This is a genomic window from Xanthomonas sp. WHRI 10204 (assembly GCF_040202875.1).
GTDB lineage: Bacteria > Pseudomonadota > Gammaproteobacteria > Xanthomonadales > Xanthomonadaceae > Xanthomonas.
Genome location: NZ_JBEGDW010000003.1, coordinates 330583 through 354298, shown reverse-complemented (window position 1 = coordinate 354298; position 23716 = coordinate 330583). Strand labels below are relative to the sequence as shown.

Genomic DNA, 23716 nt, shown 5'->3' with positions numbered 1-23716 from the left:
TGGAGAAACGACGATGAGCGCACAACCGAACACCACTGTAGCCCGCCCCGATCCAGGGATGCAGGTCACCACCTTCGACAATCCGATGGGAATCGACGGGTTCGAATTCGTCGAATTCGCCGCACCGGCCGGCCAGGCCGCGCAACTGCACGACTATTTCCGCAAGATGGGCTTCAGCGCGGTGCTGCGGCACCGTAGCCGCGCCATTACCGTCTATCGCCAGGGCGGGGTCAATTTCCTGCTCAACGAAGACCCCGATTCGTTTGCCGCCGATTTTGCGGCCGCGCATGGCCCCTGCGCCTGCGGCTTCGCCATCCGCTTCCGCACCCCGGCCGACACCGTGCTGCAGACGGTGCTGGGCAACGGCGGCGAAGCGGTGCAGAACAAGCCAGAGACGCGCGCGGTGCCGGCACCGGTGGTCAAGGGCATCGGCGATTGCATGCTGTATCTGGTGGACCGCTATGGCGATGCCGGCAGCATCTACGACGCCGACTTCGAGCCGATCGAAGGCGCCGACCAACACCCGGTCGGCTTCGGCCTGACCTTCATCGACCACCTCACCCACAACCTGTATTTCGGCAACATGCAGCGTTGGTCGGATTACTACGAACGCTTGTTCAACTTCCGCGAAATTCGCTACTTCGACATCAAGGGCGCCAAGACCGGCCTGGTGTCCAAGGCGATGACCGCACCCGATGGTATCGTGCGCATCCCGCTCAACGAATCGTCCGACCCCAAGAGCCAGATCAACGAATATCTGGACGCCTACCAAGGCGAAGGCATCCAGCACATCGCCTGCTTCACCGACGACATCTACGCCAGCGTGGAAAAGATGCACGAGGCCGGCGTGAGTTTTCTGGATACGCCCGACACCTATTTCGACGTGGTCGACCTGCGCATCCCCGATCACGGCGAAGACGTCGCGCGCCTGCGCCGCAACAAGATCCTGATCGATGCGGACGTGGACACCAAGCAGCGCAAGTTGCTGCAGATCTTCACCACCAACAGCATCGGCCCGATCTTCTTCGAGATCATCCAGCGCAAGGGCAATGAAGGCTTCGGCGAAGGCAATTTCCAAGCGCTGTTCGAAAGCATCGAGCGCGATCAGATCAAGCGCGGGGTGCTTTGAGGGCAGGGATGGGTGATTCGCCGTTCGGGATTTGTGGTTGGTGCCATTAGCTGCGTCGGCGCGAGTTTGGAGTGGTGCAGATTGTTGCGGTGTCGCGCCTGTCTGTTCGTCACGTCGGATGTAGTTCCGGTACGGATGAGATGAAGCGTTAGGCAAGTGGCCGCAACCGAGTACGTCCAGGCAAGGTGTTTTTCTGACAACACAGGGCAACGAAGACGCACGTGATTAAAGCCCCTCTCCCTGCGGGAGAGGGGTTGGGGTGAGGGTACGGTGGAGCGATGAAAATCAAACCGCCATTGCCCACTGTCACACGCACCCATGCGCGCGCATTACGCAAAGAGTTGACGGACGCAGAACGTGAGCTTTGGCGCTGTCTCCGCAGCAATCAGCTGCAAGGCCTCAAGTTCAGACGTCAGCATCCACTTCCGCCGTACATCGCAGATTTCTGTTGCGTCGAAGTCAGGTTGATTGTTGAGTTGGATGGATCGCAGCATCAGGCATTCAGCGATCAGGCAAGGACGCGGTGGTTGCAGTCCAAGGGATGGACAGTGCTGCGCTTCTGGAACAACGATGTATTGCTTTCGCTGGATGCGGTGGTGGAGACGATCTTCAAGATGGTCGCTACACCGTACCCTCACCCCAACCCCTCTCCCGATGGGAGAGGGGCTTGATTCACCCCAAGCCCAGCCTTCTGCGGTCGAGGAGGAGGGTCAACATCCGGACGCGCCACCATGCACAACCAGCAGCACTACATGACCGGCTTCGGCAACGAGTTCGCTACCGAAGCGGTGCCGGGCAGCCTGCCGGTCGGGCAGAACTCGCCGCAGCGCGTGGCGCACGGGCTGTATGCCGAGCAGTTGTCGGGCACCGCGTTCACCGCACCGCGTGGCGAGAACCGGCGCTCTTGGCTGTACCGCATTCGCCCGGCGGCCGTGCATGGCAGCTTCTCCTTGATCGAGCAGTCGCAGCTCCACAACGCGTTCGGCAGCGGGCCGGTGCCGCCGGATCAACTGCGCTGGAGTCCGTTGCCGCTGCCGACCGCGCCGACCGATTTCATCGATGGCCTCTACACCATGGCCGGCAATGGCGGCCCCGAGGCGATGACCGGGGTGGCCGTGCACCTGTATGCGGCCAACGCCTCCATGCACGATCGCTTTTTCTATGACGCCGATGGCGAGTTGTTGCTGGTGCCGCAGCTGGGCCGGCTGCGGGTGCACACCGAGCTCGGCGTGCTGGAACTGGAGCCGCAGCAGATCGGGGTGATTCCGCGCGGCGTGCGCTTCCGTGTCGAGCTGCGCGACGACACCGCGCGCGGCTATGTCTGCGAAAACTTCGGTGGCTTGTTGCGCCTGCCCGACCTGGGCCCGATCGGCAGCAATGGCCTGGCCAACCCGCGCGACTTCGAGACCCCGCACGCCGCCTTCGAGCAGCGCGAAGGCGCATTCGAACTGGTCGCCAAATTCCAGGGCCATTTGTGGCGTGCGGACATCGGCCATTCGCCGCTCGACGTGGTGGCCTGGCACGGCAATTACGCGCCGTATCGCTACGATCTGCGCCGCTTCAACGTTATCGGTTCGATCAGTTTCGATCACCCCGATCCCAGCATCTTCACCGTGCTGACCTCGCCCAGCGACACGCACGGCACGGCCAACATGGATTTTGCGATCTTCCCGCCGCGCTGGCTGGTGGCGCAGCACACCTTTCGCCCGCCATGGTTCCATCGCAATGTGGCCAGTGAGTTCATGGGATTGGTGCATGGCGTCTACGACGCCAAGGCCGAAGGCTTCGCGCCGGGTGGTGCGTCGCTGCACAACTGCATGAGTGGGCACGGCCCGGATGCGGCAACCTTCGACAAGGCCTCGCAGGCGGATCTGTCGCGCCCGGATGTCATCGCCGAGACCATGGCTTTCATGTTCGAAACCCGTGCGGTATTGCGCCCCACCCAGCAAGCGCTACAGGCCACCCATCGACAAGGCGACTACCAGCAATGCTGGTCCGGCTTACGTGCAGGGTTCAAGGCGCCGACGTCTGGCCCGGCAGACTAAGCGCAGCTAACAAAACAGATGCGCTCACCGCCAGGCGGGCGCGGCCTTTGCTCGGTGCGGCATGGACCACGCGTGCACTCTGGTTCTGAGTGCGCCTTCCACACGGGCCCGACGACTGCACGCTAAGTCTCCATAGCCGCTCTAAGCGCGCCGATCAACCGGTTTGCGCCGCCGGCAATGGCGTGCAATCGGGGCCAACGTTTCCAACGCGGACACTGCCGTCCGTGGCGTCACCGGCACCTATTGCACGCGCACGTGCATTCAGCGCAACGCAGGTGCTGGCGTGCTCTTCGCCATTGGCTTCGCATCGCCGCTGCGACGGACTGCGACAACAGCAGGCAGCGTCGGTCTCGGCGATCGCCAGGAAATGAACGGGCGCTTGGAGTTCATCACCGACATCCGCGTGCTGCGCTCCAGAATCGAATCCGCGTGCCGGCCGGCATTACGCGGCCTGCAATGCATCCGGCAGTAGCTCTTCGATCCGGGTGCGCACGCGTTGCGTATACGAGGCGGACGTGAACTGCGGAAGCTCACGCAACGCCGTATTGATGGCGATGCCGATCTCCTCTTCCGCGCGTGCGGCCTGCAACTGCCGGTGCAACACCACCGCCACCGGGTTGCGCTGCAACTGCAGGATATCGAGCAGGTACAGGCGCGCGTTGGTAGCAGCCCGGCGGCGCAGGCGTTGCAGGTCTTCCTCGGTGGGCGCGTTAACTGGCGGCGCCTGGACCGCCGCAGGCACCGCGGCAATCGGCATCACCGCAACCATCGGAGCGGTCGAGCGCGATGCACTGGCTGGCGCATCTTTAGCGTGGGTCAGATATCCCATCGCGCACAGTGTCTGCACCAACGCGGCTCCGTTATCTCCCAGCAACAGCGCCAGTGTCGCCAGATCGCGCTGCCCATCGGCCAGGATCAGCGCACGGCGCTGCAGTAACGTCAGTGGGCTGCGGTGCGATTGCAGTGCCGTCAGGGCGAGTTCGGTCTTGCGTGGGGTCATGGCGGCAGTCCTGCGAAGCCGACAGCGTGACTGCTGCCAATGAAGCGCCGATGACATCGGTGCGACGGCAGGTTGCCGTGCCCTGCACACCGCCGCGATGCCGGCTGTGTAGGCTGGGCCAACGCATAACGGAGCGCATCGATGACACGCAGACTGCTTGGTTGGATAGGTGTAGTGCTAATGGTGGCTGGCTGTCATCGCGGCGACGATGCGCCGGCTGCGCAAGCGCCGGCCGATACCGCGCATGCAGCGGTCGCGTCTGCCAACGATCAGCCCGCAGACGCGGTGCCGCCGGCAACCGCCCCGCCCGGCACGTTTCCGCCGCATCTGCGCCAGGAACCCACCACGCTTGCGCGGCTGGATGGCTACGGCGACCTGCGGTTAGGCATGGACGCTGCGCAGGCGCGCGCGGCCTGGGGTGGCGAATTGCGCGGCGATGCTGCCAGCGATGGCGGGTGTTACTTCCTACGCCCGCAGTGGGCCGATGACGCGCGTCGATTCGGTTTCATGTTCGAAGGCGATCACCTGGTGCGTTACCAGACCAACGAGCCGAAGGAAATCGCGCCCGGCGGCGGCAAGGTCGGCATGACGGTGGCGCAGCTGCGCGCGCTGTATCCGGATGGCTTGGATGCGCAACCGCACAAATACCTGCCCGGTGCGCAGACGCTGCGCCATGCCGATGCCGCGACGCAGTCTGCGCTGGTCTTCGAGACCGATGCCGGCGGCACGGTCAGCAGCTGGCGAGTAGGGCAGGCGCCGCAAGTCGATTATGTGGAAGGCTGCGGCTGAGCTCCGCGTCACGTCGCATGTCGGTGTGGGCCTGTCGCCGCATACGCATGCGCAGCAGCGCGAGGTGGATGGATCACGCTGGCGCTGCCGGCGTCAGCGTCGCTGCAGCGATACGGCGAATGGATCAGCCGTGCTTTGCTGGCTCAGCCGCCGACGGGCGTGGCGGATGCACAATGCAAAGGGCAGTGGTCGAGGTCTACCGGAGTGCTAGCAACACAGATGTCGGCTTACGGCTTTCTGCAATTCGCACAGAGGCCGCATTGCGACCCCTGAAGTCACGTGGCATCCATCGCGTCCGCAGCGGCGTTACTGTGGCAATGCGCGGCGTGTAACCAAGCCACGTCGCGCACCCGCGTTACCGGTGCCGCGCGAGATCAGCGCTCCGACGCTGGCCGCTCATGCTGCTTGGCGGTCTCTGCGTTCTCGCCGACATCGCCTTCGGTGGCCGGCGTTGGCAGGCCTTCTTTTTCCATCTCGCCGTGGTTGGGTACTTCCGGGCGGTCTTCCATCATCAACGACAACGCGGCCTTGGCCATCATGTGCGCGCTGATCGGCGCGGTGATGAACAAAAACACGGTAATCAGCAGCTCGCGCGGTTGCGGGTCCACGCCCAGGAACAGGTGGTAACCCACCGAGCCGAGCAGCACGCAGCCCACGCCCAGCGTGCTGGCCTTGGTCGGCGCATGCAGCCGCTTGAAGAAATCCGACAGTTTGACCAGCCCGAATGCGCCGATCAGGATGAAGAAGGTGCCGACCAGCAGCAGCGCGCTCAGCAGATATTCGGTGAGTGCGATCATTCGACGATATCCCGGCGCAGCACGTACTTGCTCAGCACCACGGTGCTGCCGAAGCCCAGCATCGCAATCACCAGCGCGGCCTCGAAATAGATCGGCGAATCCAGATACATGCCCAGCAGCATCAGCTCGGCGATGGCGGTGATGGACAGCGTGTCCAGCGCCAGAATGCGGTCGGGCACCGTCGGCCCGCGTAGCAGCCGCCATAGCGCCATCAGGATGGCCAGGCCCACCGTGTGCATGCAGATGACGATGGTCGATTCGATGAACATGTGACCGGTCATGGAAAGATCTCCATCAGAGGCTTTTCGTAGCGGGTCTTGATCTCGGCGATCAACGCGTCCGGGTCGTCCAGATGCAGCACGTGCACCAGCAGATATTTGCGGTCGTCCGACAACGCCGCCGACACCGTACCCGGCGTGAGCGTGATCATGCTGGTCAGCGCGGCAATGCCATGGATATTGGCGATATCCAGCGGCACCCAGATAAACCCGGGATGGATGCGCGATTCCGGCCCGAGCACCTGGATGGCCACCTTGATGTTGGAACGCACGATGTCGGCGGCCACCACCAGCAACATGCGCGGCACCGAGCGCAACGAGCCGATGCGGGCGAATTCGCGGTCCAGCCTTGCGGCGAAGATAGGCACCACCACGCCCAGCAGCGCGCCCAGCACCCACTGCTGCGGCCCGAAGCTGTCGCTGAGCAACAGCCAGAATACGAACACCGTCACGCTCAATGGCGCTGATGGAAAGACGCGGTGTCGCCACGAGACGCGCGCGTTCATGGCTGCCTCCGTTGCGGCGTGGTGGCGCGCACCTGATCCACATAGGCGCCGGGGTCGTGCAGCTGCGCGGCGGCGGCATCGGTGTAGCGCATCAGCGGCGCGGCACCCACCGTCATCGCCACCAGCCCGGTCAGCAGCAAGACCGTGGCGGAGGTCTCCACTGGCCGCATGCGGCCGCGGCGCTGCGGTTGCAGCGCGGGCGTGTCTTCCACTGCCTCCGGCACGCGCCAGAACAGCCGCACGCCAGCCCGGGTCAAACCGATCACCACCAGCAGGCTGCTGCCGAGAATCGCGCCCCAGACCGGCCCGACCAGGCCTTCGGGCACATGCTGCAACAAGGCGGCCTTGGCAAGGAATCCGGACAACGGCGGCAGGCCGGCCACCGCAATCGCGGCGATCAGGAACATCGTGCCGGGAATCGCCCGCCCCGGCAGCGGCGCCACCACTTCCTTGCGGTCGCTGGCAGTGCCGCGGCGGCGCCGGATCAGGTCCGACACCATGAACAAGGCCGCGGCCACAAAGCTGCTGTGCGGCAGGTAATACAGGCCCGCGCCCAGTGCGCCCGCATCGTCGAGCGAGAAGGCGATGAACAAGGTCGCTGCCGAAAACACCACCAGATACGACACCATCACCCGCAGTCGCGATGCGGCCATCACTCCGAAGGCGGCCATCAGCAGCGTGGCAATGCCCAGCCACAGCAGCGCATGCCGGCCAAAGCCATGCAGCGCGCCGGCCCCGGCGCCGAACCACAGCGACGACACGCGCAGCGTTGCGTACAGCCCGACCTTGGTCATGATTGCGAACAGCGCGGCTACCGCGGCCGGCGCGCGCGAGTAGGTTTCCGGCAGCCACAGGTACAGCGGCAACAAGGCGGCCTTGCTGCAGAACACCAGCAGCAACAATCCCAGTGCGGCCTTGGCCAGCGGCACATCCTGCGCCGGCAGGTCGGCAATGCGCTGCGACAGTTCGGCCATGTTGAGCGTGCCGAACACGCCAAACACCAAGCCCAGCGCAATCAGAAATAGCGTCGACGCGCACACGTTGAACACCACGTAATGCAGGCCGACGCGCATCTGCAGGCCGCGCCCGCCACTGAGCAGCAGCCCATAGGAGGCGATCAGCATCACTTCGAAGAACACGAACAGATTGAAGATGTCGCCGGTCAGAAACGCGCCGTTCAAGCCCATCAGCTGGAACTGGAACAAGGCATGGAAGTGCGGCGCGCGCCGGTCCCAGCCGGCGCAGGCATGCAGCAGGCACGCCGCGCCCAGGATTAACGTCGTCAACAGCATCCAGGCAGACAGCCGGTCGCCCATCAGCACGATGCCGAGCCGCGCCGGCCAGTCGCCGAGCAGATAGACCAGCACGCCGCCATCGGCGGCACGTGCAAACAACGCGATCACCGCAGCCGCCAGCAAAACCATGCTCACCCATGCCACGCTGCGCTGCACCCGCGGCCCGTAGCGGCGGTGCTCGACGAACAGCGATGCGGATGCACCCAGCATCGGGATCAGGATCGGCAGGATCAGCAGATGATTCATCGCCGCGCCTGCCGCGTGTCCATGCCGGTGGCGGCATCTTCATGCGCATCCACATGGTCGCTACCGTTATCGCTGCGGCTACGGATCGCCAGCACCAGGCTCACGGCCGTCATCGCAAACGCGATCACGATCGCGGTCAGCACCAACGCTTGCGGCAACGGGTCGGTGTAGTGCTGCAGGTCCACCGGCACGCCGTCGCGCAAGACCGGCGGCTGGCCGCTGCGCAGCCGCCCACCGGCGAAGATCAGCAGATTGGTCGCATACGACAGGAAGGTCATCCCCAGGATCACATCGAAGCTGCGCGCGCGCAGCAGCAGATAGATCGCCAATGCGGTGAGGACGCCGATCGCGCTTGCCATTGCCAATTCCATCAATGCTGCTCCGCGGTGCGTGTCGAACGTTGGGTGGGGTCGATCTCGCCGCGCTGCGAACTGCGCGTACGCGACGGTTTGATCGTGCCCATCATCGACAGCATCAACATCGCCGCACCGAACACCACCAGATACACACCGATATCGAAGCCCAACGCGCTGGCAAGCTCCAGCTCGCCCAACAGTGGCAAGGGGATGTTGACGTGCCCGCTGCTCAAGAACGGCAAGCCGAAGAGCAGCGACCCGGCACCGCTGAGCAATGCGCACAACAAGCCGATGCCGATCAGCCGGATGTAGTCGAAGCCGAAGCGCGACTCCACCGATGCGGCGCCCTGGATCACGTACTGCATCAGCAATGGCACCGCCAGCACCAACCCGGCGATAAAGCCCCCGCCGGGTGCGTTGTGACCGCGCAGGAACAGGAACAGCGACACCGTCAAGGTCAGCGGGAACATGATCTGCGCCAGATCCGCCGGCACCGGCAAGCGGATCGCCGGCCCCGGCATGTTGCGTTCCGGTGCCATGCGCGAGCGTCGCAACAGCGCATGCACCACCAACCCGGCAATCGCGAACACGGTGATCTCACCAAAGGTGTCGAAACCGCGGAAATCCACCAGGATCACGTTGACCACGTTGCGGCCATACGCCTCGGGCAGTGCGCGTTGCAGCAGTTCGCCGGCAACCGTGTGGCTGGATTGCGTCATCAAGGTGTACGACAACGCGGCCAGACCGGCGCCGCCCACGATCGCGATGCAGACATCGCGGATCTTGCGCAGCCGCGCGCGCTCGGGCAGCGAGCGTTCGGGCAGGTAGTTCATCGCCAGCAGCATCAGCACCAGCGTCACCATCTCCACCAGCAACTGCGTCAGTGCCAGATCCGGCGCGGACAGGAAGACGAAAGTCAGGCTGACTGCCAGCCCGGTCCCGCCGAGCACCAGCACCGCCAGCAGGCGCTGCTTGTACAGGAACAGGCTGCCCAGCGCACAGGCGATCAACAGCAGCCACACCGTCCAGCCCAGCAACGGCATCGGCGTGGGCGCCGGCCAGGCCGGCAGTGTGCCGCCCTGCAGGAACGGCACCAGCGCCACCACTACCGCGCTCAGCACCAGCAACATCAGCATGCGCTGCAAATTGCCGTTGGTGACCGCATCGGTCATGCGGGCGGTGGCGGCAAACAGCGCGCGCAGGTTCCAGTGGAACACCGCCTTGCCTGGCGAGCGGTTCTGCACCGCATACAGATCCAGCATGCGGCGGATCGCCATGTACAGCAGCGTGCCGCCGATCATGCCAGCGACGCTCATGGCCAGCGGCCAGTTGAAGCCATGCCACAGCGCCAGGCTGTAATCGGGCAAGCGGTCGCCAAGAATCGCGCTGGCACCGGCGCGCAGCACAGGCGCCACCGTCCACGCCGGCACGATGCCGACCGCCAGGCAGATCAGCACCAGCACTTCCACCGGGATCTTCATCCAGCGCGGCGGCTCGTGCGGCGTGGTCTCCAGCGCGCGTGGGCCATCGCCGAAGAACGTGTCGTGCACGAACCGCAGGCTGTAGGCCACGCCGAGCAGGCCGGCCAGCAACGCCGCGATACTCGCCAGAATGCGCATCAGCTGCGGCGCTTGCGTGTCCAGTGCCACCGCAAAGAACATTTCCTTGGACAGGAAGCCGTTGAGCAGCGGAATGCCGGCCATCGCCAGCGATGCGATGATCGCCAACGCACTGGTGAAGGGCATCAAGCGGCGCAGATTGCCCAACCTGCGCATGTCACGCGTACCGGTTTCATGGTCGATGATGCCCGCGGCCATGAACAACGACGCCTTGAACACGGCGTGGTTGAGGATGTGGAACACGCCCGCCACCACCGCCATCGGTGTCGACAGGCCGAACAGCATCGTGATCAGACCAAGATGCGAGATGGTGGAGTACGCCAGCACGCCTTTGAGGTCGTGCTGGAAAATCGCGTACCACGCACCCAGCAAGAGCGTGATCGCGCCGATGCTGGTGACGGTGTAAAAAAACAGATCGGTGCCGGCCAGCGCAGGATGCAGGCGCGCCAGCAAAAATACCCCGGCCTTCACCATCGTGGCCGAATGCAGATACGCCGATACCGGGGTGGGCGCGGCCATCGCATGCGGCAACCAGAAGTGGAACGGAAACTGCGCGCTCTTGGTAAAGATGCCCAGCAGTACCAATCCCAATGCATACGGATACAGCGGGCTGGCGCGAATCACATCGCCTGCGGCCAGCACCGCATCGAGCTGGAAACTGCCGACGATGCGGCCGAGCATCAGCACGCCGCCCAGCAGTGCGAGCCCACCGCCGGCGGTCAGCACGAACGCCATGCGCGCGCCTTCGCGCGCATCCTTGCGGTGCGACCAGAACCCGATCAGCAGGAACGAACTGATGCTGGTGAGTTCCCAGAACACCATCAGCAACAGCAGATTGCCCGACAGCACCATGCCGAGCATCGCGCCCATGAACAGCAACAGATAGGCGAAGAAGCGCGACGCGCTATCGCGTGCGCTCAGGTAGTAGTGCGCATACATCACCACCAGCGCGCCGATGCCCAGCACCAGCAGCGCGAACATCCAGGCCAGCCCATCGAGCCGCAGCGAGAACATCAACCCGATCTGCGGCAACCACGCATGCTCGCTACGGATCACCTCGCCGCGCAGCACTGCCGGGGTCAAGCTGGCAAGCACCAGCAGGCCGGCCAACGGCGCGGCCGCGGCTAACCACGCAGTCAGCGAACGTGGCGCGCGCGAGAACAGCGCAGCGGCGGCGGCCATCACAAAGGGCAGCGCCAGCAGAATTTCCAACGGAAAAGGCATGCAGGGAACACAAGATTCGCGAGCAGGCCAGAGAGTTTAACAAAACGTTGACTGACGCCCGTGTCAACGCCGGTGCCGTGCATGCGAAGGTTTCCCCGCCAAACGGCAGGCGCATCGGCGTGAGGGACTCGGTATGCTGCTGTCATTCATCACCGCGTAGTTTTCCTGTGACCGCTGCCCATCCCGCTCCGTCCACCGCTGTGTCTGCGCCGCGCGCCCTGGTGTTCGGCGGCAGCGGGCAGATTGGCGAGCGCCTGTTGACCCGGCTGTTGAGCCGCGGCTGGCAGGTAACGGCATGGTCGCGGCAGCCGCGCGCGGCGCGCTCCGGGTTGATCTGGCGGCAAGGCGATCTGGCCGTGCCGGCCGCCGCGGGCGAGGCGTTCGAGGTGATCTTCAGCTGCGGACCGCTGGACCACTTCGCCCGCTGGTATGCCGAGAACCCGGTCGCCGCGCCGCGCATCGTGGCGTTCGGTTCGACCAGTGTCGAGGTCAAGGAGCATTCGATCGATGCGGCCGAGCGCGACGTGGCGCAACGGCTGGCGCATGCCGAACAGGCGCTGTTTTCTGCGGCCATGGCGCGCGGCGCCACCGCCACCGTACTGCGCCCGACCCTGATCTACGGTGCCGGACGCGACAAGACGCTCACCCAGATTGCCGGCCTGGCGCAGCGCACCGGCGCCTTCGTGCTGCCCGCCAATGCCACCGGTTTGCGTCAGCCAGTGCATGTGGACGATCTGGCCAGCGCGGCGCTGGCGGTGATCGGACAAGCGGCGACCCAGCAACGCAGCTACGCGGTGGGCGGCGGCGAAGTGCTGGCCTACACGCAGATGGTGGAGCGGGTGCTGGAGGCGCTGCCACGGCCGGCGCGGCTCTATCAGGTGCCTCCAAGCCTGTTCGGGTTGGCGCTGACTGCAGCGCAACGCCTGGGCCGCCTGCGTGGCATGAACGCGGCGGCGCTGCAACGCATGCGCGACGATCTGGTGTTCGACCTGGAGCCGGCACGTCGCGACTTTGGCTATGCCCCGCGCGCGTTTCGCCCGCTGCCCGAAGAGCTCGGTATTGGCGAGTAAGCGATTGCGCGCGTCCGGTCGCGGTGTTGAGCAGCGCATAGCGGGTTCGACGCGCCGATAGCCGCAGTGCTCACGCGCGACTCAAAGCGGCTAACAAACTTAGCGAACAGTCGTCAGGTGGGTACGGACGGCCCACTCAGAACCGGAAGGTGCGCGTGGTACATGCTGCACCGAGCACCGAGCACCGAGCACCGGCCTGGCAGTGAACCCAGTCGTTTTGTTAGCCGCTCTAGACGGGATGACAGCTGCGTGGCCTTGCATCTGCCGGGTCTGCGCGCTCACCGCACTCAGTAGCGCCAACCCAACTGCCGATACACCTTGGCCAGCACCCAGATCGGCCCGATCAGCAGATAGGTCAGATCGGTCAAAAAGCTCGGCTTGCGGCCTTCGATCTTGTGGCCGACAAATTGCGCAATCCACGCCAGCACGAACACCGATAGTGCGGTGGCGAACAATCCAGTCAGCCCAATCCGGCCTTCGATCAACCGGCACAGGCAGCCGAAGAAAAAGAAGATGCCCAGCATGCCCAACCCGAGCGGGCGCGACAGCCGGTTGTAGTACGACCATGTCGCGAACATCGACAACGCCGCCCACACGCCGCTGCTGAACCAGGTGCCGCCCACCGGAATGCACCACAGCAGCCCCACCACCGACCACAGGATTGCCGGCACGGCCACCACATGGATCAGTTGATTGGTGTCGTTGCGGTGATCATCGGAATAGCTGGCGAAATAGCGTTCGATCGGTCGCGCGGTCGCGGTGCGTTCGGTCATGTTCCCTCCCAGGAATGACTCCAAGCATACGCGTGCGAACGGCCGCAGTGGCGCTCTGCCGGCAACCGGGCCCCACCACGCCCCAATGGCATGGGGAGGCCCGGACAGCATCAGTTGACCGACACCGCACTCCAGGCGGCTGCAACCGCGCGGTACTGCGTGGAGGTGCCGCCATACAGATCGGTGGCCGCGCTCAACGTCGCCCGACGGGCTGCCGCGTAATTGGTGGAGGACGTCATGTAGACGGTGAGTGCGCGATACCAGATACGGCTGGCCGCGGCCCGGCCGATCGCCGTCAATGCGGTATTACCGTTGCAGACCAGTCCGGCCGGGGTCACGTTGTAGCTGGTGCCCGCACCGAAACCACTCGGCACTACCGCGCCTTCGGCCAATAAGTAGTAGAAGTGGTTGGCCACACCGGAGCTGTAATGCACGTTGAGCGAGCCGATGCCGCTGCGGTAGCAGTCCGGCGAATCGCCATCCAGGCTCGGCTTGAACATGTAGCGCAACGCCAGCGTCCCGCTGCTGTTGCCGGGGATGATTTTCTCGCCGATCAGGTAATTCCCCGGCTCGGCCGGGTTGTTGGCGTAGTACTCCACCATGCTGCCCATGATGTCGGAGGTGGCCTCGTTCAATCCGCCCGATTCGCCGGAATACACCAGCCGTGCCGAGCGGCTGGTCACGCCGTGTGTCATCTCGTGGCCTGCCACATCCACCGACACCAGCGGCGTCAGGCTGCTGCCGTCGCCATCGCCGAAAGTCATGCAGAAGCAGTCGTCCGACCAGAATGCATTGTTGTAGCGGCTTCCGTAATGCACGCGGCTGCGCGCGCCTTTGCCGTCGTTGGCGATCCCGGTGCGCGCGTGGGTGTTCTTGAAGTAATCCCAGGTCAGCGCCACGCCGAAGTGCGCGTCGGCAGCCACCGTCACTGCATCGCTGGTGGCGCCGTTGCCCCAGGTGTTGTCGGCATCGGTGATCAAGGTGCCGTTGCCGGAGGTGGCATTGCGCAGGTTGTAAGTGGCGCCGCCACCGCGGCTCAGATCGGTCAGCTCATATCCGCTGCTGCAACGCGTGGTCGACAGCGCCACGCTGCCCGCATACAGCGAGCGCCCGGTGCCGGCCGCACTGGTGCCGCCTGCGCATGCGGTATGCACCGTGTCCCAGGATTCGAGGATGCGTTGATCGGCCGCATCGACGATGTAATGCATTTCGGTCGGCGTCTGATCGGGTTTGATACCGCTATAGATCACCTCATACACCAATCGCGGTGCGCCTTGGCGCGCGTACAGCGCAAGGCTGGCGCGTGGCGCGGCAGCCTGCGGCACATCGAACTGCGCGCCAGCCACGCGCAATGCGGTGGCTGCATCGATGCCCGGCAGCAGGCTGGGACGTAGGTTGGTGTCCATGGTTTGACTCAACTGCCGCATCACCCCGCGCCGCGAATGCACCACCACATCGCCGCCGATGACCGGCAGGCCCTGATAGGTACGATCGAAGCGCACATGCTCGGTGCCATCGGCATCGACGATGCTGTCGCGTGCGATAAAGGTATCGGCCGGCGCACGATTGGCCAGCGCTGCGGCGTTGTTCCCCAGCAGGGACTGCGCACGCGATACCGCCGCAGTGGTGGATAAATCAGCAGCCGTAGCGACAGCAGAAAACGATAGCGCGCAGCAGATTGCTGCGCCCAGTACATGGAATTGCATGACGACTCTCTCCAGAAAACGTGCAATGCAAAGACCGGCGGCACCCCCCGACAGCCGGTCGCCGATGGCACCTCGGGTGCCGGCAGCTACGCTTGCACAGTCCCGAACTGGACAGTAGTAAAAATTACGGATGTATCGCGTTCTGTGCGCCCGGCCACTTTGCGCTGCGGACCGCATCGCAGAGATGTGCCTGCCCCATTGCGCGCAGAGCTCCCGCAGCCTTGTGTCCGCGCAATCTCTCTCTCGTGTTCGGCAGATTGCGTGGATTGATGCGCCGACATGCGGGTCGTGCTGCAGACGATCACGATGAATGACGCGGCTGCATGAAGTCAGCAGTCAAAAGCGTGAGATCTCACTTCTACCAGCGTGCATAAACCGCTGTGCAGATAAAAAGCAGATACAAAAAAGCCGGCCATACAGGCCGGCCGGCCTTTTCGTGCGCTGCGAACTCAGCGACCGCCGATGGCGACCTTTTGCTGCTCTTCGTGCGCCTGTTGCTGCTGCGACTGGCCGGCCAGCAACTGTGCGCTGGTCTGCTCCAACGGCGGGGCAGGCTGGTTCAGATCCACCGCCGCACGGAAGCCAGGCGTGGTCCCCATCACGAACGCCTTGCCGTCTTGCACCGTCACGCTTTGCAGTTTGTCTGCGCTGTCGATGCCGTTCTGCTTGGCCTGCAAAGTGATGTTGGCCGCGGTCTCGTTGGAGATCATGCTTGGCAGCTTGGTGCGAATCGCGTTGTGCAACGCATGGTCCGGATGCGATGCATCGTTGAGCGACGGACCCTTCGGCGCCGCCACCGGGGCGTCGGCCGCTTTGGCCGCAATCTGCGCCGCAGGCGCCGACAACGCCGTCCGCGTATCGCGACCGACGACACCGTCCTGCTGCAGCCCATGCTGCTTCTGGAACGCCATCACCGCCTCGCGCGTGTTGTCGCCAAAGCGCCCATCCTCGGCAAGCCGATTGCCCTGCGCATCGCGCACGCCGAGGCGGTTGAGGTCCTGCTGCAGCGACTGCACTTCGTCTCCGCGGACCCCGTGCTTGAGCAGCTGATGGGAGGTGGTGTCACCCGATGCCTGATGAATTGGCGAGACATTCGCAGGAACCTGAGTGCGCGCTGCGTTGGGTTCGGCCGCGCCGTGCAGCGGTGCACGCACCTGGAATTCGGGTTTGGGAGTCAACGCACCAACGATGCGCGTACCGCTTCCATCCCAGTAACCGCCAGGAGTGATTGTGACCTCGGCCGGCCCCGTGCTGCCCTGGGAGCCGATGAACTGGATATTCCCCTTGGCGTCGTAGCCTTTGAAGATCCCGACATGCTGGCCCTGCGACGACGAGAACATCAGGATATCGCCCTGATGCAACGATCCATTCGGCTTGCGCGCGTCTGCGGCCGACGTGACATCGAAATGTTCGCGCGCATAGGACGTAGTGTTGGTGCCACTGAACAGCTTGGCAGTCGTGAAGCCGGCAGCATTTTCACCGGGTACATCGTATCCAGCGTTTTTGAGGCCTCGCCAGACGAAAGCGGAGCAATCCACTCCCCGCCGTCCATCGCCGTCGGCATCACGCTCCAGTCGGCTGCTGTCTCGGCCTGGGCGCGGGTTATCCGGGCGGCCATACTCGTATTTCTGACTTCCGCCAAGGAAGTGCTGATACGCCTCGTTATACACGGCAGCACCACTGGCAGCTGCTGCGACCTGGCCGGCCACGGGCGTGGTCCCAGCCTGTGCGGTGGGTGATTGCGTTTGCACTGGCGCTGTTGTTGGCGTGTGCGAAGGTTGCTGGATGGTTTCTACCTCTCCTGCACGCCAGCCCTCGAAGCGCCGAATCCCATCTGCGAGTACCTCGCGTTCGCGCACGCTCATCTGTCCAACAGTTTTCTCGCGCAGGTCCACCCCGTGTCGATCGCCCTCTGCGAAAATCGCAGCGGCCTGCTCCTTGTGGTGGGTCTTGCCACTGTAGTCGGCGGTTGAATAACTGGGCAGCATCTCCTCGACGGTCTTTTCCGCGAAGCGACGCTCTAATAGCTGAATTTTGGCTGCGCGGCCAGCTTCGTAGCTTTCGAAGACAGCATTGCCCCATTGGTCCAAGCCAACCACGCCCTGGTAACGGTTCTGTGCGGCATCAAGTGCCTGATCGCGGGTGCGTGGGTTATGGGCAGTGGTATCGGCACTTCCGGCAAATTCAAACTTGAGATTGCCTGGATTGTTGTTACGCCACGATACGGTGCCCCCGGAGCGGGTGATGACGCTGCCATCGTCCATTTCCAGCGTACGCGTCGTGCCTACGCTACTGACTACACGGGTAATTTTTGGATCCGACATGAGCTGTTCCTTTGCTGGTTGGTTGGTCGAACCTGATGGGGATGAGATGGCTCACAATCCGTTCGAAAATACATCGAGTGCATCCGCACTCACCCATCCTTGCGCGCAATTGCCAACGTACTGCCCTGGTGCTGCTGCATGGCAGTTCTCGCCACTTGCAGGCTTCATCTGCTTGATCGGCCTGTCGCCATAGGTTTTGCACAATGCGTTGTTTTTGCACTTTGCAATGCTGTCCACGGGAATTGCGGCGACGTAGTAATAAAGCGGGTTCTGTCCTGCGCGGCCGATCGCCTGGACGCAGACGAGCTGGCCTTGCGCCAGGCTTGCGGTAGCCGTCGCGCTGCTGCCGGTGGTGGGCACGACATTCAATACATCCACTCCCTTCGCCTGTGCTACGCCGGCGAAGAAGCCGTCATCGCCACAATCGGGCGAAAGCTCCACATCATAAAAATCACCGCTGTCGACATTGCCTGCGGTGCATCCTTTTGCAGCCTTTGCATCCGTGCACGTTACGCCGGTGGCCTGGATCAACGCGCCAAGTCTGTCGCTGACGACCGGCGCTGCAGGTGTCGTGGTTTTCGCGGGTGCTGCTGGCGCTGCGACAGGAGGGGCGGGGGCTGCAGATTCGCCGGCCGTGCAGCCGCTCAGTGCGAGCAATAAAGCGGGGAATACCGCACTGCGGAAGGCAGGCAACATGCGGGAGAGGTGACTTGACCGAGCCATTGCGACCTCGTGGGGCAAGAGAGCACGCCATCGCGGCGAGCGTAGGGGGAATAAATTGGATGCGATTATGTGAATTGGCCGTCATGAAGCTGCACACACAACCGCCAACCCGGCGTCGGGAGGCAGTCGATTAACCGGGAGCGCGCCGAGTGTGTCAGCGCTTCAGTCATAACGGCGTCAGCGCAATACGACACCTTGCCCCCTTTAAATCGGGGGCAACTCATCAATCAACCGAAATATTGGCCAGCCGCTGCAGCGCTTCGGCGTATTTGGCGCGTGTGCGGTCGATGACGTCGGTCGGCAGGCTCGGGCCCGGTGCGGTCTTGCCCCAGTCCAGCGTCTCCAGATAATCGCGCACAAACTGCTTGTCGTAGCTTGGCGGGCTGGTGCCCACTTCGTACTGATCGGCCGGCCAGTAGCGCGACGAATCCGGGGTCAGCATCTCGTCCATGATGTACAGGCGGCCATCGGCGTCGGTGCCGAATTCGAACTTGGTGTCGGCCAGCAAAATACCGCGTTCGGCGGCAAAATCCGCGGCGAAGCGGTAGATGCGCAAGGTGGCATCGCGCACGCGTTCGGCCAGTTCGGCGCCGACGGTCTTGACCATCGCATCGAAGTCGATGTTTTCGTCATGGTCGCCCACGGCGGCCTTGGTCGACGGGGTAAAGATCGGCTCGGGCAGTTTCTCGGCCTGGCGCAGGCCGTCGGGCAATTCGATGCCGCTGACCTTGCCGGTGCGCTGATAGTCCTTCCAGCCGCTACCGATTAGATAGCCGCGGGCGATCGCTTCCACCGGCACCGGCTTGAGCTTGCGCGTGACCACCGCACGTTTGGCGTACAGCGCCGGGTCCACGCCCTCGGGCAGTACCTGCTCCACCGCGATGTTGACCAGGTGGTTGGGCATCAGGTGTTCGGTCTTGTGGAACCAGAAATTGGAGACCTGGCACAGCATCTCGCCCTTGCCGGGAATCGGGTCCGGCAACACCACATCGAACGCGGACAGGCGGTCGGTGGCCACCATCAACAGATAGTCGCCGGGCGGCGCGTTGGCGGGCAGGCGGTCGCGGGGAATATCGAAGACATCGCGGACCTTGCCACGATGACGCAACGGCAGGCCGGGCAGATCGGATTGCAACAGCGTGGTCGACACAGGCACTCCTAAGGACGTCGCTATGACGCTGTCCCCGGGACCCGGCGGGCCCGCGGGTGGGCAGCGGGCCGCGTAGTGTACGGCGCTTCGGCGCGCCCCGCTGGATTTATTGGCGGCTGCCGTGCACCGGTTGTGGACGGCCCGTCAGCCAGGCCGGGCGGGCGTTCGGGTAAGATCGCCAGCCCGCCTTGCCACCCCCGATTGCTCATGTCCTGGTACGGAAAATTGCTCGGCGCATTGGCCGGCGCCTTGCTGTTCCGAGGCGCGCCATTCGTGGGGCTGATGATCGGCCTGGCCATCGGGCACGCGGTGGATGCCGGCTGGTTCAAGCGGCGCGCGGAAAACCCGTACGAAGCCCTGGGACTGGAGCCGGACGCGACCACGGCCGAGATCGATCTGGCCTATCGCCGGCTGATGTCGCGCTATCACCCGGACAAGGTGATCAACGCCGAGCCGGAGGCGCGCCGCCAGGCAGAGAAAAAAGCCAGTCAGATCAACGCCGCGTACGACCGGATCCAGCGGCTGCGCAAGCGCTGAGTGGCAGAGGTGAACGCATTGCGCGTTCTACAGGTCCTAGCAAGCAGGGCCGCTGCCCATCCAAAACAGAAACAGCGCCACCCAGACCGAGCCCAGGTGGCGCTGCCGTCAGCCCTGTATCAGAAGCGATACGTCGCCGTCAGCCGCACTGCATTGGTCGAAAAGTCGGTGTCGGTGCGACGCAGGTCGGTACCGGCCGGATTGACCCGCAGGAACGGGTTGGTGGCAGGCGCGGTGCCTGGACCGACGCGCACGCGGGTGTCTTCGTCCTGCAGGCGGGTGAACAGATATTCCACGCCCACCGAGACATGGTCGCTTAAACGACGCTGCAGGCCCACGCCAGCCTGGTAGCCGTCGGCGCTGTCGCCGCCGCTGCCGGTGAAGCTGTTGGCGGTGTTGCTGCTGGCAAAGCTGTGGTCGAACTCGCCGCGCGCCACGCCGGCGGTGAAGTACGCCAGGTAATCGCCCTGCGCGCCGAATGCATAGCCGATCCGGCCGCGCAGCGCGGCGGTGCGGTTGAGCTGGCGGGTGAAGGTGTACAGCGCAGGCGTGGTGCTGAAGGCGCTGACGCTGTCGCGGATGTCGTTGCGGGTGTATTCGGCCACCACGCCATAGACCCAGTTGCCGGCTTGCCAGTCGTAGCCCAGCCGCGCACCGTATTCGGCGCCGCCCTTGTCCTTGCTGCAGCCGCTGGCCGGCGTGCGCCCGGCCGCCGCGCCGCCGCAGAAGCCCGGCGAGAACGCATCGGCGCCGGTGGCGGTGCTGACCTGGTCGCCGTCGCGGCCATCCAGGTTGGTATCGAAGCCGAAACGGCCGCCGGACACGCCGGCAGGATCGGCACCGCCCACATTGGCGCCAATGGAAAAGCCGGACCAGTCGGCCGGGCCGGTTTGCGCCCAGGCGGACGGAGCGAGGGCCAGCAACACGATGGCGGCGGAGGCGAGCGGGGTGGTTTTCATGGAGTCTCCTCAAATCGGGCGCATTGCGCCGGTTAAGTGCATACGCAGCTGGGCCCGCCACGGATGCACGCCTTTCCTCGTCGGGCAGGGGTTGCGACAATGGGGTTTCCGTCTTCCTACGAGCTGCCCATGCAATCGACGGCGATCGCCCCGTCCATCCTGTCCGCCGATTTCGCCCGTCTTGGCGAAGAAGTGAACAACGTCCTCAAGGCTGGCGCCGACTGGGTGCACTTCGACGTGATGGACAACCATTACGTGCCCAATCTGACCATCGGCCCGATGGTGTGCCAGGCGCTGCGCAAGCACGGCATCACCGCACCGATCGACGTGCACCTGATGGTCGAGCCGGTGGATCGCATCGTGCCGGACTTCGCCGAGGCCGGCGCCACCACCATCAGTTTCCATCCCGAAGCCAGCCGCCACGTGCACCGCACCATCCAGTTGATCAAATCGCACGGCTGCCAGGCCGGGCTGGTGCTCAATCCGGCCACCCCTGTGGATATTCTCGATTGGGTGCTGCCGGAGCTGGACTTGGTGCTGGTGATGTCGGTCAACCCCGGCTTCGGCGGGCAGGCGTTCATTCCGTCGGCACTGGATAAATTGCGTGCCATCCGCAGCAAGATCGATGCGCTGGGCAAGCCGATCCGCCTGGAAATCGATGGCGGGGTCAAGGCCGACAATATCGGCGCGATTGCCGCAGCCGGCGCCGATACGTTCGTGGCCGGCTCGGCGATCTTCAATGCGCCCGACTATGCCGATGTGATCGCGCAGATGCGCGCAGCGGTGGATGCGGTGCGATGAGTGCGACCACGCTGCAGATCCGCAGCGCCACGCCCGATGACGTGCCGCTGCTGCATGCGTTGATCACCGCACTTGCGGTCTATGAGCGCGAGCCCGACGCGGTCAAGGCCAGCCCCGACGATCTGCGTGCCAGCCTGTTCGCCGAGGGCGCCACCGCACATGCGCTGATCTGTGAGCACGACGGCCAGGCACTGGGATTTGCGGTGTATTTCTTCAATTACTCGACCTGGCTGGGCCGCAACGGCCTGTATCTGGAAGACCTGTTCGTGCGCCCGGAAGCGCGCGGCAAGGGCGCCGGTCTGGCGCTGCTGCGGCATCTGGCGCAGCTGGCGGTGCAGCGTGGCTGCGGGCGCTTCGAATGGTCGGTGCTGGACTGGAATCAACCGGCAATCGACTTTTACCAAGCCGTCGGCGCCCACCCGATGGACGGCTGGACGGTATACCGGCTTGATGGCGAGCGCCTGGCCGCATTTGCCGCAGGCGGTTAAGAGCGGCTGACAGATTGTCGCGAGCAGTCGACAGCTGGATGTTGACGGTGCACTCAGAACAGAATGTGCGCGTGGTCGATGCCGTTCCGCGCAATGCCACGTCCGCCTGACGCTGAGCGCAGTCGTCTTGCTTAGCCGCTCCAGGCCCGGCATCGCACACAAAAGGAAGGCCGCTCCACCCGGAGCGGCCTTCAAGAAAATTGGAGGCTGATCCTGCCTCCGCCCGTCGTCCCTGCTATGGACTTCTACTCTCCGGGTCATCGATGACATGCCAATGACAGCCCGGTGGCATTACGTATTCACGATCTACCTAGTGGCGCGCTGCTAGCCTGCGTGCACCACTCTCACAGCATCGGCAGCGCGCATGGCCCCGTCCCACTGGCGTCTGATCCTCAACGGCAAGTCCACCGATAATCTGGACCTGCGTGAGGCGGTTGGGGAGTTGCGCAAACGCGGTGTCCAGCTCGAGGTACGCGTTACCTGGGAAGAGGGCGACGCCGAGCGCTATGTCGCCGAAGCGGTCGCCGATGGCGTGCACACGGTGGTGGCGGCTGGCGGCGATGGCACCTTGAGCGAGGTGGCCGCTGCGCTCGCGCACCACGACGGCGATGCCGCCAGCCTGCCATCGCTGGGCTTGGTCCCGTTGGGTACCGCCAATGATTTCGCCACGGCCGCCAACATCCCGATCGAGCCGCTCGACGCGCTGAGCCTGATTGCCGAGCGCCCCGCCCAAGCGATCGATCTGCTGCGCCTGGACACCCCGCATGGCCCCCACTGGTGCGCGAATGTTGCCAGCGGCGGCTTCGGCACCCAGGTCACCGTGGAAACCGACGACGGCCTCAAAAAAATGCTCGGTGGCCTGGCCTACCTGATCACCGGCATGTCGCGGCTGGGCCGGATCGACCCAATCAGTGCCCGCTTTTCAGGTCCGGATTTCAGCTGGGAAGGCGAGTTCATCGCACTCGGTCTGGGCAACGGCCGTCAGGCCGGCGGCGGCCAGGCGCTGTGCCCGGAAGCGGTGATCGACGATGGCCTGCTCGACGTCACCATCGTGCCCGCGCTCAATGGCGAGGTCGCCGCCACGCTCGGCACCCTGGTCACCAGCGGCAAGCAGGCGGCGTTGGAACGCGTCGCCGTCCGCGCGCGCCTGCCATGGCTGGAAATCGTCTCGCATCAACCGCTCACGTTGAACCTGGATGGCGAACCGGAAACCTCGCTGCATTTCCATATCGACTGCGTCCCGGCGCGGCTGCGGATGCATTTGCCGCTGGATTGCCCGTTGCTGAGCGCGTGAGCGCGGTGATTGGGAAGTCGGGAGTCCGGTTTGGGGATTGTGGATTGGGAAGTCGAACGCAGGATTTGGAAAACCTGATCCTGCAGTGCGCACCGCTCAAAGCCCCTCTCCCCCCGGGAGAGGGGTTGGGGTGAGGGTCCCTGCGCCAACACCGATGCCGACACTAGAGGCACCTCGCCCTGCGACGGCTCAGGACAGTGGCTGCCAACAGCGCAACAGGCGCGCAACGACCTGCAGTGCGCGCCGCTCAGAGCCCCTCTCCCCCCGGGAGAGGGGTTGGGGGGAGGGTCCCTGCGCCAACACCAATGCCGACACTACTAGAGGCACCTCGCCCTGCGACTGCTCAGGGCAGTGGCTGCCAACAGCGCAACAGGCGCGCAACGACCTGCAGTGCGCGCCGCTCAGAGCCCCTCTCCCCCGGGAGAGGGGTTGGGGTGAGGGTCCCTGCGCCAACACCGATGCCGACACCAGAGATACCTCGCCCTGCGACTGCCCAGGGCAGTGGCTGCCAACAGTGCAACAGGCGCGCAACGACAGGCTCGCGTTGCCCGGACTTGATACCCATCCGCGTCGAGATGCGCTGACTACAACATCCAACCCCGACCCA

At 64.4% G+C, this 23716-nt stretch carries 22 protein-coding genes and 2 other RNA genes; 10 read left to right on the top strand and 14 right to left on the bottom strand.

Features of this window, described 5'->3' with window-relative positions:
* Nucleotides 1-13 precede the first annotated feature (13 nt).
* The 4 genes from hppD to ABQZ00_RS18455 all read left to right on the top strand — a co-directional run bounded on the left by hppD (nucleotide 14) and on the right by ABQZ00_RS18455 (nucleotide 3312).
* Entirely contained in the window at nucleotides 14-1129 is a 1116-nt protein-coding gene (gene hppD, locus ABQZ00_RS18470; RefSeq protein ID WP_055853284.1) for a 4-hydroxyphenylpyruvate dioxygenase, read from the top strand.
* A gap of 278 nt (nucleotides 1130-1407) precedes the next feature.
* A complete protein-coding gene (locus ABQZ00_RS18465) occupies nucleotides 1408-1800 on the top strand; it encodes an endonuclease domain-containing protein (RefSeq protein WP_323538537.1) in 393 nt (130 codons plus the stop codon).
* A 60-nt stretch (nucleotides 1801-1860) separates the two neighbouring features.
* Nucleotides 1861-3174, top strand: a complete 1314-nt coding sequence (gene hmgA, locus ABQZ00_RS18460) for a homogentisate 1,2-dioxygenase (RefSeq protein ID WP_323538538.1) — start codon at nucleotides 1861-1863, stop codon at nucleotides 3172-3174.
* Between the two features lie 61 nt (nucleotides 3175-3235).
* Nucleotides 3236-3312: non-coding RNA, sX9 sRNA (locus ABQZ00_RS18455), on the top strand.
* Between the two features lie 304 nt (nucleotides 3313-3616).
* Here ABQZ00_RS18455 and ABQZ00_RS18450 read toward each other — a convergent pair.
* The gene (locus ABQZ00_RS18450; protein ID WP_323538539.1) at nucleotides 3617-4174 is read right to left on the bottom strand and encodes a hypothetical protein; all 558 of its coding nucleotides are present in this window, start codon (nucleotides 4172-4174) and stop codon (nucleotides 3617-3619) included.
* Nucleotides 4175-4315: 141 nt separating this feature from the next.
* Here ABQZ00_RS18450 and ABQZ00_RS18445 point away from each other — a divergent pair, with 141 nt between their 5' ends.
* A complete protein-coding gene (locus ABQZ00_RS18445; protein WP_503064298.1) occupies nucleotides 4316-4963 on the top strand; it encodes a lectin in 648 nt (215 codons plus the stop codon).
* A gap of 374 nt (nucleotides 4964-5337) precedes the next feature.
* On the opposite strand, the gene ABQZ00_RS18440 is transcribed toward ABQZ00_RS18445, so the two are convergent.
* Genes ABQZ00_RS18440 through ABQZ00_RS18415 form a run of 6 tightly spaced genes read right to left on the bottom strand, consistent with a single transcriptional unit; the run spans nucleotide 5338 to nucleotide 11284 of the window.
* Nucleotides 5338-5760: a Na+/H+ antiporter subunit G gene (locus ABQZ00_RS18440; protein WP_115512759.1), complete on the bottom strand. Its 423-nt coding sequence runs from the start codon at nucleotides 5758-5760 to the stop codon at nucleotides 5338-5340.
* The gene (locus ABQZ00_RS18435) at nucleotides 5757-6041 is read right to left on the bottom strand and encodes a K+/H+ antiporter subunit F (protein WP_055853273.1); all 285 of its coding nucleotides are present in this window, start codon (nucleotides 6039-6041) and stop codon (nucleotides 5757-5759) included. Before ABQZ00_RS18435 ends, ABQZ00_RS18440 begins: the two co-directional genes overlap by 4 nt.
* Nucleotides 6038-6544 (bottom strand): Na+/H+ antiporter subunit E, encoded by a 507-nt coding sequence (locus tag ABQZ00_RS18430; RefSeq protein ID WP_115512758.1) that lies wholly within the window; start codon nucleotides 6542-6544, stop codon nucleotides 6038-6040. The genes ABQZ00_RS18435 and ABQZ00_RS18430 overlap by 4 nt, the downstream gene beginning before the upstream one ends.
* Nucleotides 6541-8085 (bottom strand): monovalent cation/H+ antiporter subunit D, encoded by a 1545-nt coding sequence (locus ABQZ00_RS18425; protein ID WP_323538540.1) that lies wholly within the window; start codon nucleotides 8083-8085, stop codon nucleotides 6541-6543. The genes ABQZ00_RS18430 and ABQZ00_RS18425 overlap by 4 nt, the downstream gene beginning before the upstream one ends.
* Nucleotides 8082-8456, bottom strand: coding sequence for a Na+/H+ antiporter subunit C (locus ABQZ00_RS18420; RefSeq protein WP_055853268.1), 375 nt, complete (start codon nucleotides 8454-8456; stop codon nucleotides 8082-8084). Before ABQZ00_RS18420 ends, ABQZ00_RS18425 begins: the two co-directional genes overlap by 4 nt.
* Nucleotides 8456-11284 carry a monovalent cation/H+ antiporter subunit A gene (locus tag ABQZ00_RS18415; RefSeq protein ID WP_323538541.1) on the bottom strand — a complete coding sequence of 943 codons (2829 nt, stop codon included), beginning with the start codon at nucleotides 11282-11284 and terminating at the stop codon, nucleotides 8456-8458. The genes ABQZ00_RS18420 and ABQZ00_RS18415 overlap by 1 nt, the downstream gene beginning before the upstream one ends.
* 167 nt (nucleotides 11285-11451) lie before the next feature.
* Between ABQZ00_RS18415 and ABQZ00_RS18410 the strand changes: the two genes are divergently transcribed.
* Complete coding sequence (locus ABQZ00_RS18410; protein WP_323538542.1) at nucleotides 11452-12354, top strand: NAD-dependent epimerase/dehydratase family protein; 903 nt, start codon at nucleotides 11452-11454, stop codon at nucleotides 12352-12354.
* Between the two features lie 88 nt (nucleotides 12355-12442).
* Here ABQZ00_RS18410 and ABQZ00_RS18405 read toward each other — a convergent pair.
* The 6 genes from ABQZ00_RS18405 to ABQZ00_RS18380 form a co-directional block, all read right to left on the bottom strand.
* Nucleotides 12443-12518, bottom strand: a non-coding RNA gene (locus tag ABQZ00_RS18405) — sX9 sRNA.
* A gap of 123 nt (nucleotides 12519-12641) precedes the next feature.
* On the bottom strand, nucleotides 12642-13127 hold the full coding sequence (locus tag ABQZ00_RS18400; protein WP_323538543.1) for an Mpo1 family 2-hydroxy fatty acid dioxygenase: 486 nt from the start codon (nucleotides 13125-13127) through the stop codon (nucleotides 12642-12644).
* Nucleotides 13128-13237: 110 nt separating this feature from the next.
* Nucleotides 13238-14833 carry a M4 family metallopeptidase gene (locus ABQZ00_RS18395; protein WP_055853261.1) on the bottom strand — a complete coding sequence of 532 codons (1596 nt, stop codon included), beginning with the start codon at nucleotides 14831-14833 and terminating at the stop codon, nucleotides 13238-13240.
* Between the two features lie 449 nt (nucleotides 14834-15282).
* Nucleotides 15283-17157: a peptidoglycan-binding protein gene (locus ABQZ00_RS18390; protein ID WP_323538544.1), complete on the bottom strand. Its 1875-nt coding sequence runs from the start codon at nucleotides 17155-17157 to the stop codon at nucleotides 15283-15285.
* A gap of 51 nt (nucleotides 17158-17208) precedes the next feature.
* Nucleotides 17209-17853 carry a hypothetical protein gene (locus ABQZ00_RS18385; protein ID WP_503064297.1) on the bottom strand — a complete coding sequence of 215 codons (645 nt, stop codon included), beginning with the start codon at nucleotides 17851-17853 and terminating at the stop codon, nucleotides 17209-17211.
* A gap of 250 nt (nucleotides 17854-18103) precedes the next feature.
* Complete coding sequence (locus tag ABQZ00_RS18380) at nucleotides 18104-19030, bottom strand: phosphoribosylaminoimidazolesuccinocarboxamide synthase (RefSeq protein WP_311239012.1); 927 nt, start codon at nucleotides 19028-19030, stop codon at nucleotides 18104-18106.
* Nucleotides 19031-19237: 207 nt separating this feature from the next.
* Between ABQZ00_RS18380 and ABQZ00_RS18375 the strand changes: the two genes are divergently transcribed.
* Nucleotides 19238-19567 (top strand): J domain-containing protein, encoded by a 330-nt coding sequence (locus ABQZ00_RS18375; protein ID WP_055853254.1) that lies wholly within the window; start codon nucleotides 19238-19240, stop codon nucleotides 19565-19567.
* Nucleotides 19568-19686: 119 nt separating this feature from the next.
* On the opposite strand, the gene ABQZ00_RS18370 is transcribed toward ABQZ00_RS18375, so the two are convergent.
* Entirely contained in the window at nucleotides 19687-20526 is an 840-nt protein-coding gene (locus ABQZ00_RS18370; protein WP_323514485.1) for an outer membrane protein, read from the bottom strand.
* Between the two features lie 129 nt (nucleotides 20527-20655).
* Between ABQZ00_RS18370 and rpe the strand changes: the two genes are divergently transcribed.
* The 3 genes from rpe to yegS all read left to right on the top strand — a co-directional run bounded on the left by rpe (nucleotide 20656) and on the right by yegS (nucleotide 23109).
* Nucleotides 20656-21327 (top strand): ribulose-phosphate 3-epimerase, encoded by a 672-nt coding sequence (rpe, locus tag ABQZ00_RS18365; protein WP_104614356.1) that lies wholly within the window; start codon nucleotides 20656-20658, stop codon nucleotides 21325-21327.
* A complete protein-coding gene (locus tag ABQZ00_RS18360; protein ID WP_323538546.1) occupies nucleotides 21324-21815 on the top strand; it encodes a GNAT family N-acetyltransferase in 492 nt (163 codons plus the stop codon). The genes rpe and ABQZ00_RS18360 overlap by 4 nt, the downstream gene beginning before the upstream one ends.
* 364 nt (nucleotides 21816-22179) lie before the next feature.
* Entirely contained in the window at nucleotides 22180-23109 is a 930-nt protein-coding gene (gene yegS / locus ABQZ00_RS18355) for a lipid kinase YegS (RefSeq protein ID WP_323538547.1), read from the top strand.
* The last annotated feature ends 607 nt before the right edge of the window (nucleotides 23110-23716 follow it).

What these genes read in the sequence shown, in the direction of transcription:
- ABQZ00_RS18420 (WP_055853268.1), bottom strand. Translation starts at nt 8,456, where the DNA reads ATGGAATTGGCAATGGCAAGCGCGATCGGCGTCCTCACCGCATTGGCG.
- rpe (WP_104614356.1), top strand. Translation starts at nt 20,656, where the DNA reads ATGCAATCGACGGCGATCGCCCCGTCCATCCTGTCCGCCGATTTCGCC.
- ABQZ00_RS18445 (WP_503064298.1), top strand. Translation starts at nt 4,316, where the DNA reads ATGACACGCAGACTGCTTGGTTGGATAGGTGTAGTGCTAATGGTGGCT.
- ABQZ00_RS18415 (WP_323538541.1), bottom strand. Translation starts at nt 11,284, where the DNA reads ATGCCTTTTCCGTTGGAAATTCTGCTGGCGCTGCCCTTTGTGATGGCC.
- ABQZ00_RS18385 (WP_503064297.1), bottom strand. Translation starts at nt 17,853, where the DNA reads ATGTTGCCTGCCTTCCGCAGTGCGGTATTCCCCGCTTTATTGCTCGCA.
- ABQZ00_RS18435 (WP_055853273.1), bottom strand. Translation starts at nt 6,041, where the DNA reads ATGACCGGTCACATGTTCATCGAATCGACCATCGTCATCTGCATGCAC.
- yegS (WP_323538547.1), top strand. Translation starts at nt 22,180, where the DNA reads ATGGCCCCGTCCCACTGGCGTCTGATCCTCAACGGCAAGTCCACCGAT.
- ABQZ00_RS18465 (WP_323538537.1), top strand. Translation starts at nt 1,408, where the DNA reads ATGAAAATCAAACCGCCATTGCCCACTGTCACACGCACCCATGCGCGC.
- ABQZ00_RS18440 (WP_115512759.1), bottom strand. Translation starts at nt 5,760, where the DNA reads ATGATCGCACTCACCGAATATCTGCTGAGCGCGCTGCTGCTGGTCGGC.
- ABQZ00_RS18430 (WP_115512758.1), bottom strand. Translation starts at nt 6,544, where the DNA reads ATGAACGCGCGCGTCTCGTGGCGACACCGCGTCTTTCCATCAGCGCCA.
- ABQZ00_RS18450 (WP_323538539.1), bottom strand. Translation starts at nt 4,174, where the DNA reads ATGACCCCACGCAAGACCGAACTCGCCCTGACGGCACTGCAATCGCAC.
- ABQZ00_RS18425 (WP_323538540.1), bottom strand. Translation starts at nt 8,085, where the DNA reads ATGAATCATCTGCTGATCCTGCCGATCCTGATCCCGATGCTGGGTGCA.
- ABQZ00_RS18370 (WP_323514485.1), bottom strand. Translation starts at nt 20,526, where the DNA reads ATGAAAACCACCCCGCTCGCCTCCGCCGCCATCGTGTTGCTGGCCCTC.
- ABQZ00_RS18375 (WP_055853254.1), top strand. Translation starts at nt 19,238, where the DNA reads ATGTCCTGGTACGGAAAATTGCTCGGCGCATTGGCCGGCGCCTTGCTG.
- ABQZ00_RS18360 (WP_323538546.1), top strand. Translation starts at nt 21,324, where the DNA reads ATGAGTGCGACCACGCTGCAGATCCGCAGCGCCACGCCCGATGACGTG.
- ABQZ00_RS18390 (WP_323538544.1), bottom strand. Translation starts at nt 17,157, where the DNA reads ATGTCGGATCCAAAAATTACCCGTGTAGTCAGTAGCGTAGGCACGACG.
- ABQZ00_RS18400 (WP_323538543.1), bottom strand. Translation starts at nt 13,127, where the DNA reads ATGACCGAACGCACCGCGACCGCGCGACCGATCGAACGCTATTTCGCC.
- hppD (WP_055853284.1), top strand. Translation starts at nt 14, where the DNA reads ATGAGCGCACAACCGAACACCACTGTAGCCCGCCCCGATCCAGGGATG.
- ABQZ00_RS18395 (WP_055853261.1), bottom strand. Translation starts at nt 14,833, where the DNA reads ATGCAATTCCATGTACTGGGCGCAGCAATCTGCTGCGCGCTATCGTTT.
- hmgA (WP_323538538.1), top strand. Translation starts at nt 1,861, where the DNA reads ATGCACAACCAGCAGCACTACATGACCGGCTTCGGCAACGAGTTCGCT.